This is a genomic window from Enterobacter sp. BIDMC 30 (assembly GCF_000534355.1).
GTDB lineage: Bacteria > Pseudomonadota > Gammaproteobacteria > Enterobacterales > Enterobacteriaceae > Enterobacter > Enterobacter ludwigii.
Genome location: NZ_KI973169.1, coordinates 2,013,202 through 2,027,726, shown reverse-complemented (window position 1 = coordinate 2,027,726; position 14,525 = coordinate 2,013,202). Strand labels below are relative to the sequence as shown.

The 14,525-nt window shown below is 51.8% G+C and carries 29 protein-coding genes and 1 tRNA gene; 7 read left to right on the top strand and 23 right to left on the bottom strand.

Annotated features, from left to right (window positions below):
- Positions 1–206: 206 nt before the first annotated feature.
- The 23 genes from L466_RS12700 to L466_RS12795 all read right to left on the bottom strand — a co-directional run bounded on the left by L466_RS12700 (position 207) and on the right by L466_RS12795 (position 9,955).
- Positions 207–593 (bottom strand): DUF2570 domain-containing protein, encoded by a 387-nt coding sequence (locus L466_RS12700; RefSeq protein WP_050594869.1) that lies wholly within the window; start codon positions 591–593, stop codon positions 207–209.
- Positions 590–1,033, bottom strand: a complete 444-nt coding sequence (locus L466_RS12705; RefSeq protein WP_102046760.1) for a lysozyme — start codon at positions 1,031–1,033, stop codon at positions 590–592. Before L466_RS12705 ends, L466_RS12700 begins: the two co-directional genes overlap by 4 nt.
- Positions 1,017–1,358, bottom strand: a complete 342-nt coding sequence (locus L466_RS12710) for a phage holin, lambda family (RefSeq protein WP_023311421.1) — start codon at positions 1,356–1,358, stop codon at positions 1,017–1,019. The genes L466_RS12705 and L466_RS12710 overlap by 17 nt, the downstream gene beginning before the upstream one ends.
- Before the next feature lie 188 nt (positions 1,359–1,546).
- A tRNA-OTHER gene (locus tag L466_RS12715) sits at positions 1,547–1,621 on the bottom strand.
- Positions 1,622–1,664: 43 nt separating this feature from the next.
- Positions 1,665–1,904: a hypothetical protein gene (locus L466_RS12720; protein WP_032680715.1), complete on the bottom strand. Its 240-nt coding sequence runs from the start codon at positions 1,902–1,904 to the stop codon at positions 1,665–1,667.
- 189 nt (positions 1,905–2,093) lie between these two features.
- Positions 2,094–2,783, bottom strand: a complete 690-nt coding sequence (locus L466_RS12725) for a bacteriophage antitermination protein Q (RefSeq protein ID WP_032680714.1) — start codon at positions 2,781–2,783, stop codon at positions 2,094–2,096.
- Positions 2,780–2,896, bottom strand: a complete 117-nt coding sequence (locus tag L466_RS23940) for a hypothetical protein (RefSeq protein ID WP_155962758.1) — start codon at positions 2,894–2,896, stop codon at positions 2,780–2,782. Before L466_RS23940 ends, L466_RS12725 begins: the two co-directional genes overlap by 4 nt.
- The gene (gene rusA / locus L466_RS12730; RefSeq protein ID WP_032680713.1) at positions 2,893–3,255 is read right to left on the bottom strand and encodes a crossover junction endodeoxyribonuclease RusA; all 363 of its coding nucleotides are present in this window, start codon (positions 3,253–3,255) and stop codon (positions 2,893–2,895) included. Before rusA ends, L466_RS23940 begins: the two co-directional genes overlap by 4 nt.
- Complete coding sequence (locus tag L466_RS12735; protein ID WP_032680712.1) at positions 3,252–3,746, bottom strand: HNH endonuclease; 495 nt, start codon at positions 3,744–3,746, stop codon at positions 3,252–3,254. Before L466_RS12735 ends, rusA begins: the two co-directional genes overlap by 4 nt.
- Positions 3,740–4,030: a DUF1364 domain-containing protein gene (locus L466_RS12740; RefSeq protein ID WP_032680711.1), complete on the bottom strand. Its 291-nt coding sequence runs from the start codon at positions 4,028–4,030 to the stop codon at positions 3,740–3,742. The genes L466_RS12735 and L466_RS12740 overlap by 7 nt, the downstream gene beginning before the upstream one ends.
- On the bottom strand, positions 4,023–4,193 hold the full coding sequence (locus L466_RS12745) for a NinE family protein (RefSeq protein WP_032680710.1): 171 nt from the start codon (positions 4,191–4,193) through the stop codon (positions 4,023–4,025). The genes L466_RS12740 and L466_RS12745 overlap by 8 nt, the downstream gene beginning before the upstream one ends.
- On the bottom strand, positions 4,193–4,648 hold the full coding sequence (locus tag L466_RS12750) for a YbcN family protein (protein ID WP_032680709.1): 456 nt from the start codon (positions 4,646–4,648) through the stop codon (positions 4,193–4,195). The genes L466_RS12745 and L466_RS12750 overlap by 1 nt, the downstream gene beginning before the upstream one ends.
- A gap of 467 nt (positions 4,649–5,115) precedes the next feature.
- On the bottom strand, positions 5,116–5,370 hold the full coding sequence (locus L466_RS12760) for a DNA polymerase III subunit theta (RefSeq protein ID WP_032680707.1): 255 nt from the start codon (positions 5,368–5,370) through the stop codon (positions 5,116–5,118).
- 96 nt (positions 5,371–5,466) lie between these two features.
- The gene (locus L466_RS12765) at positions 5,467–5,748 is read right to left on the bottom strand and encodes an ASCH domain-containing protein (protein WP_032680706.1); all 282 of its coding nucleotides are present in this window, start codon (positions 5,746–5,748) and stop codon (positions 5,467–5,469) included.
- Positions 5,741–6,406 carry a hypothetical protein gene (locus tag L466_RS23935; protein WP_255344410.1) on the bottom strand — a complete coding sequence of 222 codons (666 nt, stop codon included), beginning with the start codon at positions 6,404–6,406 and terminating at the stop codon, positions 5,741–5,743. Before L466_RS23935 ends, L466_RS12765 begins: the two co-directional genes overlap by 8 nt.
- Positions 6,403–6,603 carry a hypothetical protein gene (locus L466_RS12770; RefSeq protein WP_032680705.1) on the bottom strand — a complete coding sequence of 67 codons (201 nt, stop codon included), beginning with the start codon at positions 6,601–6,603 and terminating at the stop codon, positions 6,403–6,405. The genes L466_RS23935 and L466_RS12770 overlap by 4 nt, the downstream gene beginning before the upstream one ends.
- The gene (locus tag L466_RS12775) at positions 6,600–6,899 is read right to left on the bottom strand and encodes a hypothetical protein (protein WP_032680704.1); all 300 of its coding nucleotides are present in this window, start codon (positions 6,897–6,899) and stop codon (positions 6,600–6,602) included. Before L466_RS12775 ends, L466_RS12770 begins: the two co-directional genes overlap by 4 nt.
- On the bottom strand, positions 6,896–7,768 hold the full coding sequence (locus tag L466_RS12780; RefSeq protein ID WP_032680703.1) for an ATP-binding protein: 873 nt from the start codon (positions 7,766–7,768) through the stop codon (positions 6,896–6,898). Before L466_RS12780 ends, L466_RS12775 begins: the two co-directional genes overlap by 4 nt.
- Complete coding sequence (locus L466_RS12785; protein WP_032680702.1) at positions 7,753–8,607, bottom strand: replication protein; 855 nt, start codon at positions 8,605–8,607, stop codon at positions 7,753–7,755. The genes L466_RS12780 and L466_RS12785 overlap by 16 nt, the downstream gene beginning before the upstream one ends.
- Entirely contained in the window at positions 8,591–8,785 is a 195-nt protein-coding gene (locus L466_RS23075) for a ClpX C4-type zinc finger protein (protein ID WP_047721649.1), read from the bottom strand. Before L466_RS23075 ends, L466_RS12785 begins: the two co-directional genes overlap by 17 nt.
- A 75-nt stretch (positions 8,786–8,860) precedes the next feature.
- Positions 8,861–9,016: a hypothetical protein gene (locus tag L466_RS23810; protein ID WP_181013011.1), complete on the bottom strand. Its 156-nt coding sequence runs from the start codon at positions 9,014–9,016 to the stop codon at positions 8,861–8,863.
- Between the two features lie 115 nt (positions 9,017–9,131).
- Positions 9,132–9,674 (bottom strand): toxin YdaT domain-containing protein, encoded by a 543-nt coding sequence (locus L466_RS12790; RefSeq protein WP_032680701.1) that lies wholly within the window; start codon positions 9,672–9,674, stop codon positions 9,132–9,134.
- Positions 9,675–9,703: 29 nt separating this feature from the next.
- Positions 9,704–9,955 (bottom strand): transcriptional regulator, encoded by a 252-nt coding sequence (locus L466_RS12795; RefSeq protein ID WP_032680699.1) that lies wholly within the window; start codon positions 9,953–9,955, stop codon positions 9,704–9,706.
- Between the two features lie 127 nt (positions 9,956–10,082).
- Between L466_RS12795 and L466_RS12800 the strand changes: the two genes are divergently transcribed.
- From L466_RS12800 to L466_RS12830, 7 genes are all read left to right on the top strand, one after another.
- Positions 10,083–10,775, top strand: coding sequence for an XRE family transcriptional regulator (locus tag L466_RS12800; RefSeq protein ID WP_032680698.1), 693 nt, complete (start codon positions 10,083–10,085; stop codon positions 10,773–10,775).
- A 35-nt stretch (positions 10,776–10,810) separates the two neighbouring features.
- A complete protein-coding gene (locus L466_RS12805) occupies positions 10,811–11,287 on the top strand; it encodes a putative periplasmic lipoprotein (RefSeq protein ID WP_032680697.1) in 477 nt (158 codons plus the stop codon).
- 1,065 nt (positions 11,288–12,352) lie between these two features.
- The gene (locus tag L466_RS12815; protein WP_032680695.1) at positions 12,353–12,721 is read left to right on the top strand and encodes a DUF2528 family protein; all 369 of its coding nucleotides are present in this window, start codon (positions 12,353–12,355) and stop codon (positions 12,719–12,721) included.
- A 134-nt stretch (positions 12,722–12,855) separates the two neighbouring features.
- Positions 12,856–13,113 carry a hypothetical protein gene (locus L466_RS0122400; protein ID WP_032680694.1) on the top strand — a complete coding sequence of 86 codons (258 nt, stop codon included), beginning with the start codon at positions 12,856–12,858 and terminating at the stop codon, positions 13,111–13,113.
- Positions 13,110–13,274: a hypothetical protein gene (locus L466_RS23805; protein ID WP_032680693.1), complete on the top strand. Its 165-nt coding sequence runs from the start codon at positions 13,110–13,112 to the stop codon at positions 13,272–13,274. Before L466_RS0122400 ends, L466_RS23805 begins: the two co-directional genes overlap by 4 nt.
- Positions 13,271–13,480 (top strand): hypothetical protein, encoded by a 210-nt coding sequence (locus L466_RS12825; protein WP_001514158.1) that lies wholly within the window; start codon positions 13,271–13,273, stop codon positions 13,478–13,480. Before L466_RS23805 ends, L466_RS12825 begins: the two co-directional genes overlap by 4 nt.
- A gap of 70 nt (positions 13,481–13,550) precedes the next feature.
- Positions 13,551–14,522 (top strand): hypothetical protein, encoded by a 972-nt coding sequence (locus L466_RS12830; protein ID WP_032680692.1) that lies wholly within the window; start codon positions 13,551–13,553, stop codon positions 14,520–14,522.
- Positions 14,523–14,525: the final 3 nt, after the last annotated feature.

The following is a 14,525-nucleotide window of genomic DNA, read 5'->3' as shown; positions in this document are numbered from 1 at the left end:
ATTAAAATTGCTTCACTTACCACGCGAATCATCATTCTTCTTTACTGGCTGAGTAAGCTGCAGCTCGCGAATCTTCTATTCGCCTAATCCCCGCCTTATCTAGATTGCACTGCCCCAGTGCCGTATAGAGCTGAGCGTTTAACTCCAGACTTGCCTGCCACGTGAACGGAACCACCATTCCTGGGATCGGCGTGTCTGCGGTCAGGTCAGCGCTTATCGGTACCACCGGTGCTGGGACGTAAACTGTCTGCGTATTCCCGCAGGCTGTCAGCAGCGGCAGCAGGAACAAGCTGGTTAGCGCACGGATCTCCTTCAAGCGCCTGCCTGATGTAGACAATGCGCGTCTCGCCCTTTTTAGCCAGTTCGTTCTTTGCATTCTTGGTAGCCTGTGAAATGTCACGGATGAGGTTCATCGTGGTGATCACGTTGTTTGTGATCGCCTCTGATGTGTCAGCCCGGACCTTTGCTTTATCGCGCTGGTCTTTGTAGGTGATGGCGTTGTCGCGGTAGTGGTTCACGAAGAACGCCAGCACGCCGATGAAAGCCACCACCAGCAACTGCAGCCAGTAACGTTTTACCAGCGCGCCAATCACGACAAGAACAGAGCGCGCTCCGCCTCACGCCGACGGGTCAGCCCATTCAGGACTTTTCCACCAGCTTTATTCCAGCGCAGGAACTCATCAGCAGCGCCAGCGTAATCCCCGGCGTTGAGTTTTCGCAGAAGGGTCGATGTCGACAAAGACCGGGCGCCGAGGTTATACGTGAAGGACACCAGAGCATCGAATTGCCCTTGAGTCAGACCGACTTTAACCAGGCGGGACACGTCACTTTCGTAGCTGACCAGTCCGGTTTTCAGCAGTCGCTCCGCAGTTTCCTGCTTAATCGTCATCCCTGCGCGGATAGGTTTGCCGTCGACAGGCTGAGTCCAGCCATAGCCAATCGTCCACACTCCTACGCTGTCCTGGTACGCGGTGAGCTTGCAGCCTTCGAACTGCTTGATCAGGGCAATGCCTTTATCACTGGTTTGCATCACCGCCTCCAAAGCGAGAATTAAACACCCGTGACGCCATAACCTTAACCTGCTCTACCCCAACAAACCCGAGGGCGCCACCTATAGCAATAGACAGGGACTGCGGGAGGTTGAAGTAATCAAGGGCTGACACAGCAGTAAGGGTCAGAGCCCCACAGATCGCCCCCTCAAGGAGCATTTTCTTCCAGCCGCCACCGCCGTAAGCGATTCGCAATGCGGCCATGGCAACCGATAGCAATACGGCACCCATCGGCGTTTCGCCACGCCACCAGCTGTGGAGTAGTTCGATAAACTCCGTCCAGGAGTGGGGATCGTTATGCATTTTCATAGTCTCTAACCTCCGGCTTAAAAGCGGGGGCTGTGTGTTTAAAAGGGGTCAGGCCCTCGGGACGATTTAACAAGAAGGCATGTCGATGATGGTTCCCGGGGCCTGGAATAAAAAACCCGGCGACAGGCCGGGAAGATGAGGGTGTGGCAATGTCGGCTCTTCGGCCTAAGGATCCCAGGTAGTGGGTTTGGTTCGCCTGGCTGGAATCGAACCAGCGTTAATCCAACCATGCGTTGGGAGCTTTACCACTTAGCTACAGGCAATAAAAAAGGCCGCCTGAGCGACTTGTTTAATCTGAATCTTTTTTCACAACCCAAGCCAGCGCAGAAAACCCTTAACGCCTTCCGCTTGTCTTTTGTAATGTGAAACACATTCATCAATAACGTCGTGAGCTGTGACTGAGCGAAGTAGCTTATTACCCACTTCTTTGTGCACTTTATCGATGACATTGAAGATGCGGACACTAAAAGCATCATCTACCTTTTTCACTTCGTAACGATAGGTGATGTTGTTAGTGCCACCAACATAAAGTTGAAAGTCCTGCATGATATCTACCCGTTGATTTTGCCTTGCGATAATTCTACATAGCCGAAATTTAATTCATAGGCGATATCTCAACTGCAATGGCAGATTAGCACGAAAAAATAAAGCCCCGCACGATGGCGAGGCTCTTAATTCTTTGTCGACCTGCGAAGCTATGGCGACGATATCAGATTTATAAGAAATGTATGCTATTTAATTGACTTTTGCAACACCCTGCTGCGAAAAAGTCGCCTTTTGTTGTGATCGTGTTCTCATAGTGGAGAGAAGAGAATCGCCATCAAGTCGCTTAAAGATGGCGCACATGGCACGCCAATAATCGGCGTAGTTATGGCACCAGTTATCAGGCTTAACGCCGCTCAGAGCCGCCAGGTCCTGGTGCTGATACACATCCTTGCCCGCCAGTTCCGCTTTGACGTCCTGTGCCGCCAGCCAGATTAGCTTCTTCAGGCGCTCCATCGTCTTGCCAGCCACCTTCTTCGCGCCGAGCTGCTCCCGGAACTCTGCCCACGCCCACTGGGTTATCGCTACCTGGTACTCGAAGCGGATATTCTCGCTGTAGTTCCAGAGCAGCCATGCTTTCTGGTGGTCTTCCAGTGACAGGACAGCGCGGCGCCACGATGCGGTCACGAACTCAACCGGGCCTACAAGTGCGATGGATGAGCCTTTGGCGCGGGACTGGTTGCCGCTCATCGCCGGGCCTTCCGGGTTGACCATGCGCTGCTTATCCTTGTCGAATACCTTTTTCCGGCCCCGGCTGCGCGCAGTAGCGGTGAATTGTGCGTTCTCGGCAAAAGCTACCAACTGCCCTTTCGTCGCCCCGCTCAAATCTGCGGTCGCCACAATGAGCTGCTGACGTACGTATTCCAGTTGCTGACTGTTCATGCGGCTTCCTTATGTGGCTGGTTGGTTTTGGTCTGGCTGTGCTTTGCTACTGGCGGTAGGTTGGCGCGCTTAACGCTTTCTGCCTGGTACCGCAGGAAGTCGGTTTGGTTCATTCGGCCTCCAGTTCGGTTATGGTCAGTTCAAGCCTGCCGCCTTTGACGATTGGCATCCTCTTCACGCTGTAGTAGTCGACTTGTTGGTCATCGAGCCAGAACCCGGATTTCGTCAGGGCGTCGAACGCGGCCTTTTGCAGATTGTCCAGGTCGCGGCGGCGGCGATCCGGCATATGGCACTCAATGCGTATTTTCACGGGTGTAGCCAGGCCGATATCCAGCATTGAGTCTTTGATGATTCTGGCGACACTGTCGCGGTACGCCTGCCCCTCTGTGCTGATGTGCGTGCGCCCGCGGTTATGCCGGTAGTAGCGGTTGTTGCTCGGCGGCCATGGGAGACTGATGCGATATTCATTCATGCTTTTTCCCCTGCATAAAAATCGCCATGCCTTTCCTTGCAGAAAATTGCATAAGCGTCCGCGGCTTCATCTACCGAATCGAAAACGCCAAGATGGTGATTCTTCCCATTAATTTTCGATTGAGCCTGCCATTTGCCAGCATTTTTATTCCAGGTAACACCCTTACGGCCTGATGTGCCATTCCTGCATCTTGACCTATTGCGTTGGTTTTCAGATTTCGTGCAGGCCCTCAGATTGCAAATTCTGTTATTACCTCTATCCCTGTCGATATGGTCTATTTCCCTAGGAATGAACCCATGTGTTATCAGATAAGCCAATCTATGCGCGGCATATCGTCTACCAAGTATCTTTATGTGAACATATCCGTCTGGACTAACACTCCCTGCTTTGTCACCTGCCTTTACCCCTCCGGTTCTGTCTACCTTCCAGAAGAACTGGCCTGTGTCGCTGACGTAAGAAAGGAAATCATTTACTTCTTCTTTGGTTAGCATTTCACGAGCCCCTCTTTCAGCCAGATAACCTGCGTGCGGGCCATTCCTTCAAGCGCGCACTCCTTTGCATATTCCGCATCGACCAGGCGGGTGCGGCGATCAATCTCGTCGTGGCAACTGCTGCATGCGATGGTGGCGATCAGGTCAGGCGGCTTGATTCCGGTTCCGCACAGCCCCGCCAGGCGGATATGAGCCAGTACAGATGTCTCAGGATTTCCGTTGCATACGCCCGGGATGCGTACCAGGCATTCGCGACCGCGTGCCGCTTTGCATAAATTAGCCATGCGTTCTCCTCGCCGCGAGACGCAGCCATTTCTGATCCACCAGGCGGGCGGTGTAGTCTTTCATAGTCGGGATGTCGGACGGCTTAACCGCGGGCTTAGGCTGGCGGCGCGCCGGAACGCGGAAGATTTCGTTGGTGATGACGCGGGAAAGTGGAGTAGACATCAGGCCTCCTGCTTATCGCGCAACTGCTGGTACTCGCAGCCGTTCGGGATAGTGAGGGCCAGGCCGAACTGAGCGCACCACATTTCAACCTTCACCAGGAAGATATGCATTTCCCCGGTATCGAGATCGGCAGTGTGGCGTGGTTCCCAGGTCGTGGTTTTTTCACCGGTGATGAAATCGGTGTAGGTCACCTCTTCGCAGCCGAGATAGGTCTTTTTGAGGTTGCGCTTAACCCATTCTGGGGTTGCGTCAGTGCGCCCGGATTTAACCAGGTATTCGCTGATTTCACCGAGCCACAAATGAAGAAGTGAATTTTGAGACAGGCTGCGCTTCTCGCGCCACGGCTTAACCTGAAGGCGGAGGCATTGCCCGGCATCCAGCAATGGCTGAATCTGCTGGCCGATGGCCGCGAAGTTACCGCGATGGAGTTTGATTCCGTCTACTGGCAGAGTCATACGGCCTCCTTAACGGAAACCGCAGAATGCAGAAAATCGCAGGTGCATTTCTGCATCTGTGACAGGGTGAGGAGTTCAGATTGTGGTCGCATTTAAGTCCCCTTAAATGCGCAGAAGTCACCGGAGTTGTTCAGGCTCCGATGACATGATTATGGCCTAATGATTTTGCAAAATCAAAATTTAGAATCTCGTTAAAGTGATAATTAATTCCCTGCCGATATGAGATCCGTTAGGCGACAGATTGCTGCTAATTGTTCTTGTGCCAGCTATAGCGCTTTTCTGAAGTTCTTCCAGAAAAATACCATTAACCTGATGGATGTTTAGTTTAGGAGAAACTTCGTACATCCCTTGAATTACACTCATATGCTCAGAACCGGAGGTAAATAGTATTAAAGTGTTTACAACCTCCCTCGCTTCCTCAAGAGTATTTATAACCATCCGATCTTCTCTCATTTATCCCCCATTATTTATTTCTTGTTAGCTTCAGCCATCTCAACATAACGCGGATCGGACGATTTAGGCAATGCAACGCTCTGCTCGCGGTAATACCGCACGCGATCCATGAAATACTCGCGCAGATGCTCTGGCTGCTCACGCGCTACTTGCTCAGCGATAACCGGCATATTCAGGCGTTCTTTGTATGCTACGCCGGAGGCCGCCAGGTCAACGTTAACCTTGTCGCGATCCTCCTGCGGCTTTGCTGCAATGTTCCAGTCGGACATAAAAAATCCCCTCGATGATTTGAGGGGATTATACATTACGCCAGCCGCTGCAGGACACCGATTGCCAGCAGCACGAACATTACTGCGTCGAATGGGTTAGGCATTGATATCAACCCTTATAGCGAATACATTCACGGGGTCGTCACCAAAATGCTGATGAATGATTGACTGCAGTTTGTAGCCTCGATAAGGGACATCAATCCTACGCTCAGCATCATCAGCGCGTGGATATCCGCGAGTAATAATCAACCGGTCATATTCCCTGTTAACCAGTCTCTTGCGCCAGTAATCATTGAGTAGTCGATACTCAAACTTTTTCTCTCCGCGCTTCATCTGGTCGAAGTATTCACCGTTAACTGCCAGCTGGAGGTTAGCCATTCTTCACCTCCTGCTGCGGTGCTGCTGCGAGCATCGTGCGATAAGCAGAAGCATGGTAAATGCCATGTGAAACCCAGGCGGCATTAAGCATCGCTGGCGTTGGCTCCTTCGGAACCAGCACCCAACCATCCGGAATCACCGGAGAGTTGCCACCTTCAGGCATCTCCGGCCCCTTGCGGATCGCCTTAGCTAACTCCAGCGGGTCATCGTAAAGCCAGTCTCCTGTATGCGGATGGTTTGCTTCTGCGAGCTGAGCCGCCCATTCAAGGCCGTCTTTGTGCCCCTGCAGATAATCAAGCGGCAACTCATCACGATTACTTACAGGTTCGGCACCCTGAAGCATGGCGGCGCGTTCACGCAGATCGCTTACATATTCAACCAGTGAACCGCCAAGAGGGATTTCACACTCTTCAACCAACTGGAAATAGATATCGGCTGCAGCACGCGTATTACTGTGCTTCGCGTGTCCCATCACTCCTTCACGAAGAGCATCGCGCTCGACTGTAAGATTGACTATTTGCGCGTCTTTGGCTTCCAGCTCATCCAGCAGTGCTTCCATTTCGTCTGCCGTGATAATCAACTTCCCAAGTCGCCTGGCTCGTGCATCGTCTATCAATTCACGAATGACGGACTTAGCCTGTTTGTCGATGTTGCTCATTGGGCAGCCTCCTGGGTTAACTTTTCGAGAATGGCATCAAGAGCCTTCCGTTTTCCGATATACCCGCCACCAATCCACTCTCCACGAAGCAAGGCGTAATATTTCCCATCGTCTTCATGAAACGGCCCACGGATAGACCAATCGGTTGTGATGGCATCGATCGCCTTTTTAGTTTCTGCGAAATCCATCATGCTCATACCCCTACCCTCCCCCAAACCATCAATACCCGCTTCATAGCCGCGCTGTTGCGGCACTCCTGAAATATTCCGTTGGTGCAGCTGCGCGCTGTACAAGCCTGCTCTTCAGGCGTCGCCAGGCGATAAGTCACCGTTCGCCAGACCTTGCTCACACGCACAATCTTCCGGGCCCGCTCCAGATCGATAGCGTTCTTCGTGATGCAGTTGATGGTCATGCCACACTCTGTGGCCACATCCTTCGCAGTGAAAGTCCGGTGCGTTTCGAGATAACGCAGAATTGCCTGTTTGCCTTTCATGCTGCCCCCTTAGAACGGTATGAATCCCAGGTGAATGAGAGGGTGCATCCGCCGCCGTCGCTCATGCGATCAAGAACGCGCTCGCCGATGAATGCAGCCAGTTCTTCCCGGGTCTGGTTGCTTATCAGAATGGTCGGCTTCATACGCTCATATCGGGTGTTGATGATTTCGAACATGATCAACTTTTCGGCGTCGCTTCCGAACTGCACGCCGACCTCGTCGATAATCAGCAGGTCGGGCTTCGTGAAGTAACGGATCACTTCGTCTTCAGTACGGCTTGACCCCTTCGACCATGTCGACTTGTACTCACGGGCAATTTTCAGCGCGGTGGTGAACACAGCTGAGCTTTGGTGCTCGGTGATCGCATGCCGGGCGATAGCCAACGCGAGGTGGTTCTTACCGGTTCCTGGCTTGCCACACATCACCAGTCCACCACCCTTCTGCAAACGCTCAGGCCAGCGGTTGGCGTATGCCTGGCAGACCCTCAGGGCGCGTTTCGCCTCTTCGTTCACCGGTTCATAATTCTCCAGCGAGCAGGATTCGAACCTCGCCGGGATGCTCAGGCCATCCAGCAGTCGCTCGATGTTTCTTTTTCGGGCTGCTTCGTTGATGCTAATTCTTTCCGCCTGCAAGCGGCCTAACTCCTCTTTGAGGCATTCAGGGCAGCAGCTTGGTCGCGGGGGGATCTTCACGACAGAGTTTAAGAAATGCCTTGTCCTGCATTCAAAGGGGCCATGCGTTTCGCAGTTCTCGGTGCTGATAGTTAGCTCGATATCTTCATGCTGAACTGGCGGCTGGCTCAGCTCAGTAATGCGTTTCTCAAGTTGATTGATTTTTTCATCCAGCGTCATGATCAGTCCCTCGCCCATGCAGGAATTTCAGTCTGGCCGTAGTCTTTGCCAGCAAAGTTCTCAGATACGCGAGACGCAGTGCGCACAGGCTGTTTAGAACCCTTCGGCTCAAACAAGCCCTGCCAGCCGTTTGCGATGCTCTGGTTGATGATTTCTTCAGGCTGATATCCGCTGCACTTGCAACGTTCAAGCAGGTTGATGGCCTGGGTAACCGTCTGCTGAGACTTGATCGGTTTCTTCAGGTCACGACGATAATCGACCCATGACTTCCAGACTGAAACTGACAGCCATTCAGGAAGGTCAACACCAGCCGGATCGAACGAAGCCGGTTTGGGGGATTTAGGGGGTTTATTAATATTGTCTTTATTGTCTTTTGTATGTTTGTCTTTTGTGTTTACCTTATTTGGGTAAGTGTCGTTACCTGATTCGGGTAAACATTCCTTACCTGATTCAGGTAAATTTACCTCTTTCAGGTAACGTTTGTTTTCATTACCGGTTTTGGGTAATTTCACCCATTCACTAACCGTTTTGTTAATGCCGACAGATCTCCCGATTTGGGTAAATACTCCACGCTTCACTAACGAGCTTTTAGCAGCAGAGCATTTGTGAGGAAGAATGCCGGTAAGGGCAGATAACTGATCGTTACTAACCCAGTCAGCTTTTTTGTTGAAACCGTATGTTTTACGCATTACAGCCATGAAGACCAGCAACTGATGCTGAGACAATCCAGCCAGCATGACAGCCTCCAGAAGTTCATTGGCAATACGCGTATAGCCATCATCAAGATCTGCCACGCGCGGCTCCACGACCTGCAAATCAGGCCTGATTGGTGAGATATTGTTAATTGCTAAGTTCATCTGCAGCCTCCCCGCCTTTCTTGAAGATAATTTCGACACAAAGCAGAATGCAGTTATCGCAGATAGCAACGCCTGGACCGGCAACTATGGTTTTCACGTCGCTATCAATATTGCTTCTGTCGCAGAAAGAGCATTTATGAGTTGCGTGCTGATTTGCCTTTTCGTTTATTGCTGGCATACTTACTCCCGTTACTTGGCGTAACACAGTGTCTTGAAAGCCGTTGCTGCTACCAACAGCGCGGCTTTCGCCTTTTCAGAGCAGACCAGGCTGCTGCTGCTCACGCTTAACGCGCTTCTTTTCGAACTTGTCTGACGGAACCTGCTGCTTCTCCGCCCAAAGCTTCGCGTGTCGTAACACATCATCGAAAATCCTCCCCTTGCGACTGGCCTGTGACATACGCTTGTACATGTCTACTGCCTGAAATGCCCCCCCCCTGAGCCACTGCTACGGTGAATCCCTGTTTAATCAGTTCATCGCGCACATGCTTCTCGATAAATTCGATGTGGTTCATGGTGTTCTCCGGTTACATGACGCCGAGCATCGACGTGACCATCGTCATCAGCGGTCCTACCTGCTCCGGCATGAGGCGGAACAGCGACGCTATACCCTCGCTTACCTCTTTCAGCTTCTGATGCTCTGGAGCGTCCAGCAGCACGGCCTGTTTAGCTTCGGCGCACTCTTTCATCGCAGAGGCGATCAGCGACATCGTGTCGTTCTGCGGCGCCAGGCGGTTGCGAAATTCCAGTGGAAGTACCGCCATGATTGCGGGCGTCAGCTGGCGCACGTTCTCGCGGTACTGCTCAGAGTCGAAACGGTTATCCAGAAAGCGGAACAGCTTCTGGCGCGCCCGGCTGATGTCTTCCGGAAAGCTGATGGCGGTCCCGCCCTGCTCCCGGTATTCGTTGATGATCAGCGCCGAAACGACGTCTTGATTGTCCAGCGCCGACGACCATGCCCGGACCGCATCGCGGATTTTTTCGTGGTCTGGCGCCGCCTTAGGTTGAGCGCGGTTTATCATCGCTCCCGGGTGTATTCCGGTATTGTGTTGATACGCAAGTGAATGCATTGCTTTCCCTTTCGTTGTTAGGGCCGCCGTTAAGCGACATGGTTGTCAGGGTGTGGAAAGATGGACGGCAGGTCCGGACGGAATTCGTGAGCCTGGATTTCACCGCCAACTGCTTTCACCAGTTCAGGAACGTGAACCGGGGAGATGCGTTTCTTTCCGTTAAGCCAGTCGCAGATAGTGGACTGGGCTTTACCGCAACGTTTTGCCAGTTCTTTCTGGCTGCCAGCGATGGCGATCGCTTTCTCTACTGCGGAGTTCTTCTCTACTGTTGGGGTCTTCATAATCACCTCAGCTATCAGTTTAAAGCGATTATGGTTATCACTTTAGCGAATGTCAATCGCATAGGCGATTTTTTGCTAAATAATCGCTTGAGCGATAGAGTTAAAGGAGTCATTAACAGAGGTGAATATGGGATTCTCGGAGCGCCTGGCGCAGGCAATGAAACATGCTGGATATACACAGGGCCGATTAGCCAAAGATGTCGGCATGGCTCAGTCCAGCGTTAATAAGCTACTCAAGGAAGCAAACGGCTCCCGTAAAACAGTTGAAATTGCCTCTGTTCTGGGTGTGCGGCCGGAGTGGCTGTCTACTGGTGAAGGGGAAATGGCTTCCAGTAGCGCAAGAGAAACGTCTGCGCTATACCAGGTTAAGCCGTCACTGAATGGGATTTACCGCGTGGATGTACTCGACGTTAAAGCCAGCGCTGGTCCGGGCAGCATTGTCACCAGCGATTTCATTGAAACTATCCGAGCCATTGAATACACGACTGAGCAGGCGCGAGCCTTGTTCGGCAACCGCCCAGCTGCGCACGTCAAAGTGATCACAGTTAATGGCGATAGCATGGACGGCACTATTTCACCTGGTGATCAGATCTTCGTTGATACCGGTGTTACTCACTTTGATGGGGATGGGGTATACGTCTTTGTATTTGGGAAGACACTGCATGTTAAGCGCCTGCAGATGCAGCGCGACCGCCTGGCAGTAATATCCGATAACCCGATTTACGAAAAATGGTACGTCGAGCCTGAAGATGAGGACGCGTTCTACGTCATGGCTAAAGTACTGCTTAGACAGTCAGTCGATTATAAAAGATTCGCATAACAAATTTTACACAGTAATTACTCTGGGATGGGAAGATGAAAAGATTAGCAGCTGTCGTTATCGCCTCTGCATTGCTCAGCGCGTGTGCGCAACCACCTTATGCCCGCATTGCTTCTGATTACGATCAGAAGATGGCTGAGGCTAAAAAACATGATGCAGAATTTGCCGAGAAGGTAAGGAATATCAACCTTGAAACAGCCGATGTCGGTGAAAAGCCTAAGAACTATAAAGAGCTGGTTAAGGCAACAATCAAGGATGCCTTAAAGGATCCTGACTCCGCGAAATTCAGCGACTTCTCTCCACTCCGCAAAGAGGTTATGGTTGAGAACAGGAACTTTGTTTATGGTTACTCGACGTGTGTTTTTGTGAACGCAAAAAATTCTTATGGCGGATACACAGGTAAGCAACGCTATTGGGCTTTTATCCGTAATGGACAGGTTCTTAGATTTAAAAATACCAATGACGAGTACGGAGACTTGATCTTCGTAGGCAGGAAAGTTAACTGCAACTGATTACACAGCCGGCGAAAGCCGGTTTTTTTATACCCCCCCTCAACTACCTTCAATTCTCTCCCATCAAACCGCCTTAAACATCACTTTTTTCTACTTCGCTTAAAAAAAATATCGCTTTAACATTCAATAAATTATCACTTTATCGATGATAAATATCGTTTTGGCGATTGACTGAAATAATCGCTTTAGCTATTGTTAGCTCATCGAAACGAAACATCGACAGCTGAGCGAACTTAGCCAGCGGCGGACAGCAAGTCGCCTGCTTCTTTAACAAATCAGACTGAGTGACAGGCAAGCCGTAGCGCTCCTGGCAAAAAGAAATGGCACCCGATGGGATCGAGGTAAGCACTGAGTCCGTATGCGTACGGTAGGTGTAGAGGACCACGCTGCGATGAGCTGATAAGTCACTCAATTTGAAACGCTCCGATGATGGGGCGCTGATTCAACTTAGAGGAGTGATTCCAATGAAGCATTAAAGCGGAAAGACCGCACCTTGATGCCTTATCAGGCAGCGTGACGACGGCGTTAATACGGTCGGGTTCCCACGGCGGCGTAGTGAGGGAAAGGAGGCGTTAAGCATCACTGAGTTACCGGTTAGCGCCCGGTTAACGCGTAAGCAGCTTAAAAGGTGACCGGGCGACCGGCGCTGGCCACTGCGAGAGTGTGGCGAAGTGCTTTGGGCTGGCAGACGGTTATCAGCTAGTTGGTGAGGTAATGGCTCACCAAGGCGACGACGGCCTTCTCTGCTACTTGAAAGTGGAGAGCCAGCACCAAAACATTTCTCCCGCATCAGCGGATAACGACAGAGGGTAAGGCGATGAAAAGTGCATATCCGATGAAAAAGATTGGTCAGGTTTACGAATGCCCACTCGATGGCACCCTTCTTGAGGTCACTTACGCATGGAAAGATGGTAGCTCAATGATGAGGCACTTAAATGGAAGTCGATCTGGCATGGAAGACTGCATTAACGGTCAAAGCATTTTCAAATTGGTGAAAGATGTCGAATAGCACGCTTAGGCGGCCTTTTTTGCGCGCATCAGTTGGTAACTACAGAGGGCAAGAGTATGGGGAATGTTAAAACATACACCGTCGATTATGACTGGAAGGCTGAGCTAACGGTTGAAATAGACCACGACGTAATTACCGATGAAAAGCTGCATGAGATTAACAATTTCTGGTCGAACGCCGATTACCGGCTTGAGCGCCAGGGATCAGTTTTGAATGCGGTGCTGGTCATGCTGGCGAAAGAGGCTCTGCTCATTGCACTGAGTCAAAACTACAACACTTACGGCGTGGTGAGTGAATTCGACTGGTCAAATAGTCAAGGGGTTGAGGGTTGGCCGCCAATGGACGGCAGCGAGGGCATAAAAATAACCCACGTAGACGTTTCAGGAATACTCGATTCAGATGACATCACCATCAAAGCCGCCTAATCAGCGGCTTTTTTCATACCTCAGTCGCTTCACCGAGGCGGCTTAGTTATGACAACCGGCGGCCATCCACCGCCCATTAGCGCAGAAGTCTTGTATTAACCGTTCCGTTCGCCGCGATAAGGCCAAGAGGATTTATGAGCAACAAAACTGGTGGTCCAGCGTTTCCACAATCAGGCGTGTGCACTCCTGAAATTAACTCATGGGATAGCGAAGATTTTGGTGGTCGTGGAATAAGCATACGTGACTACTTCGCGGCTAAGGCTATGCAGTCTGCATTGTTAACTTCAAAGCCCGAGAACCCGCAGGGACGAATGGATATTTTTGCTCAATCAGTAGCTGAAATCTCTTACGAGATGGCTGACGCCATGCTCCGCGCCCGGGAGGCATCATGACAGTCACCCACAACGGCAAGCAGTACACCGTAAAGCGCTGCGCCCTGAACAATAACGAGTGGCGGTTAACGTCAGTCACCAATCCGCGCGAACAGGTCACGCTGAACCGCTGGCAGATGCACGTTGCTGGCTTACTGGCTCAGGTGGAGGGTAAAAAATGATGCACCACTACGGCACTACCCCGCTCATTCGCCAGTGCGTCACGCCCGGCATGATGGCAATGCATGAAGGCCGCACCTATCGCGTCTCAGCAGTCATTCAGGAGCGCAAATGGGTGTATCTGCACACCGATGCAGAAATTATCCGCCTCAGTGACTGCGTGATTGACGTCCTTCTGGACGGTCACGGCAACCCTATCCAGCACTAACCACCCGAATCAACCGATCGGCCTGGCTTAATGCGGGCGGCATCTGCACATCCAAATTTCAGGAGAAACCATGAGCGAAGTAACGGACTTAGTCGTCATTGAGAAACAGAACGCAATGGCGGTATTCACCACCATAGAGCAGCTCGACCCGATTATTGAGGCGATTGAGAAAGAAGCTCGCAGCCTGGTACCGGATGTGTCGACCCGTAAAGGCCGCGACTCTATCGCATCCATGGCGCACAAGGTTGCCCGTTCCAAAACCTACATCGACAACGCCGGTAAAGATCTGGTTGCCGAGCTTAAAGCCCTACCGAAGCAGATCGACGAAAGCCGCCGCATTGTGCGTGAGCGGCTGGACGCGCTGAAAGATGAAGTGCGTAAACCACTCACCGAATGGGAAGCCGAGCAGGAGCGCATCAAGGCAGAAGAAGCCATGAACGCGATGCACGCCGAAGCGCTGGTGATGAACGAAGAGTTCGACCGCCAGCTTGCCGCGCGGATAGAAGCAGACCACGAAATGGCTCTGCTGATGAATGACGCTTTCGACCGTGACCGCGAAGAGCAGCGCCGCCTGGCGGAACAGGCTCAGCGTGAGCACGAAGAGCGATTGAAGCAAGAAGCTGCAGACAAGGCCAAACGCGAAGCCGAAGAGAAACATAAAGCAGATCTGGAAGCTGCAGCTCGTCGTGAAGCTGATGAGAAGGCTCGCGCTGATGCCGCTGAACGTAAGCGCAAAGAAGACGCTGAACATGCTGAGCGCGAAAAGGAAGAAGCCATCGCAGCAGAGAAGCGTAAAGCACAGGAAGAAGCTGATCGTATCAAGCGCGAGACTGAGCAGAAGGAAGCGGCGCGTCTGGCCGAAGAGAAGCGCAAAGCCGACGAACAGGCAAAACGTGAAGCTGACGTGAAGCACCGCAAGACGGTCGGCACCAACATCGTTAACGCGCTAACCAGCCACACCAGCTTAACCCGCGAACAGGCTATCGAAGTGCTCACCGCCCTGAAAGATGACCTGATCCCCTGCGCGAAAATTCATTACTGAGGT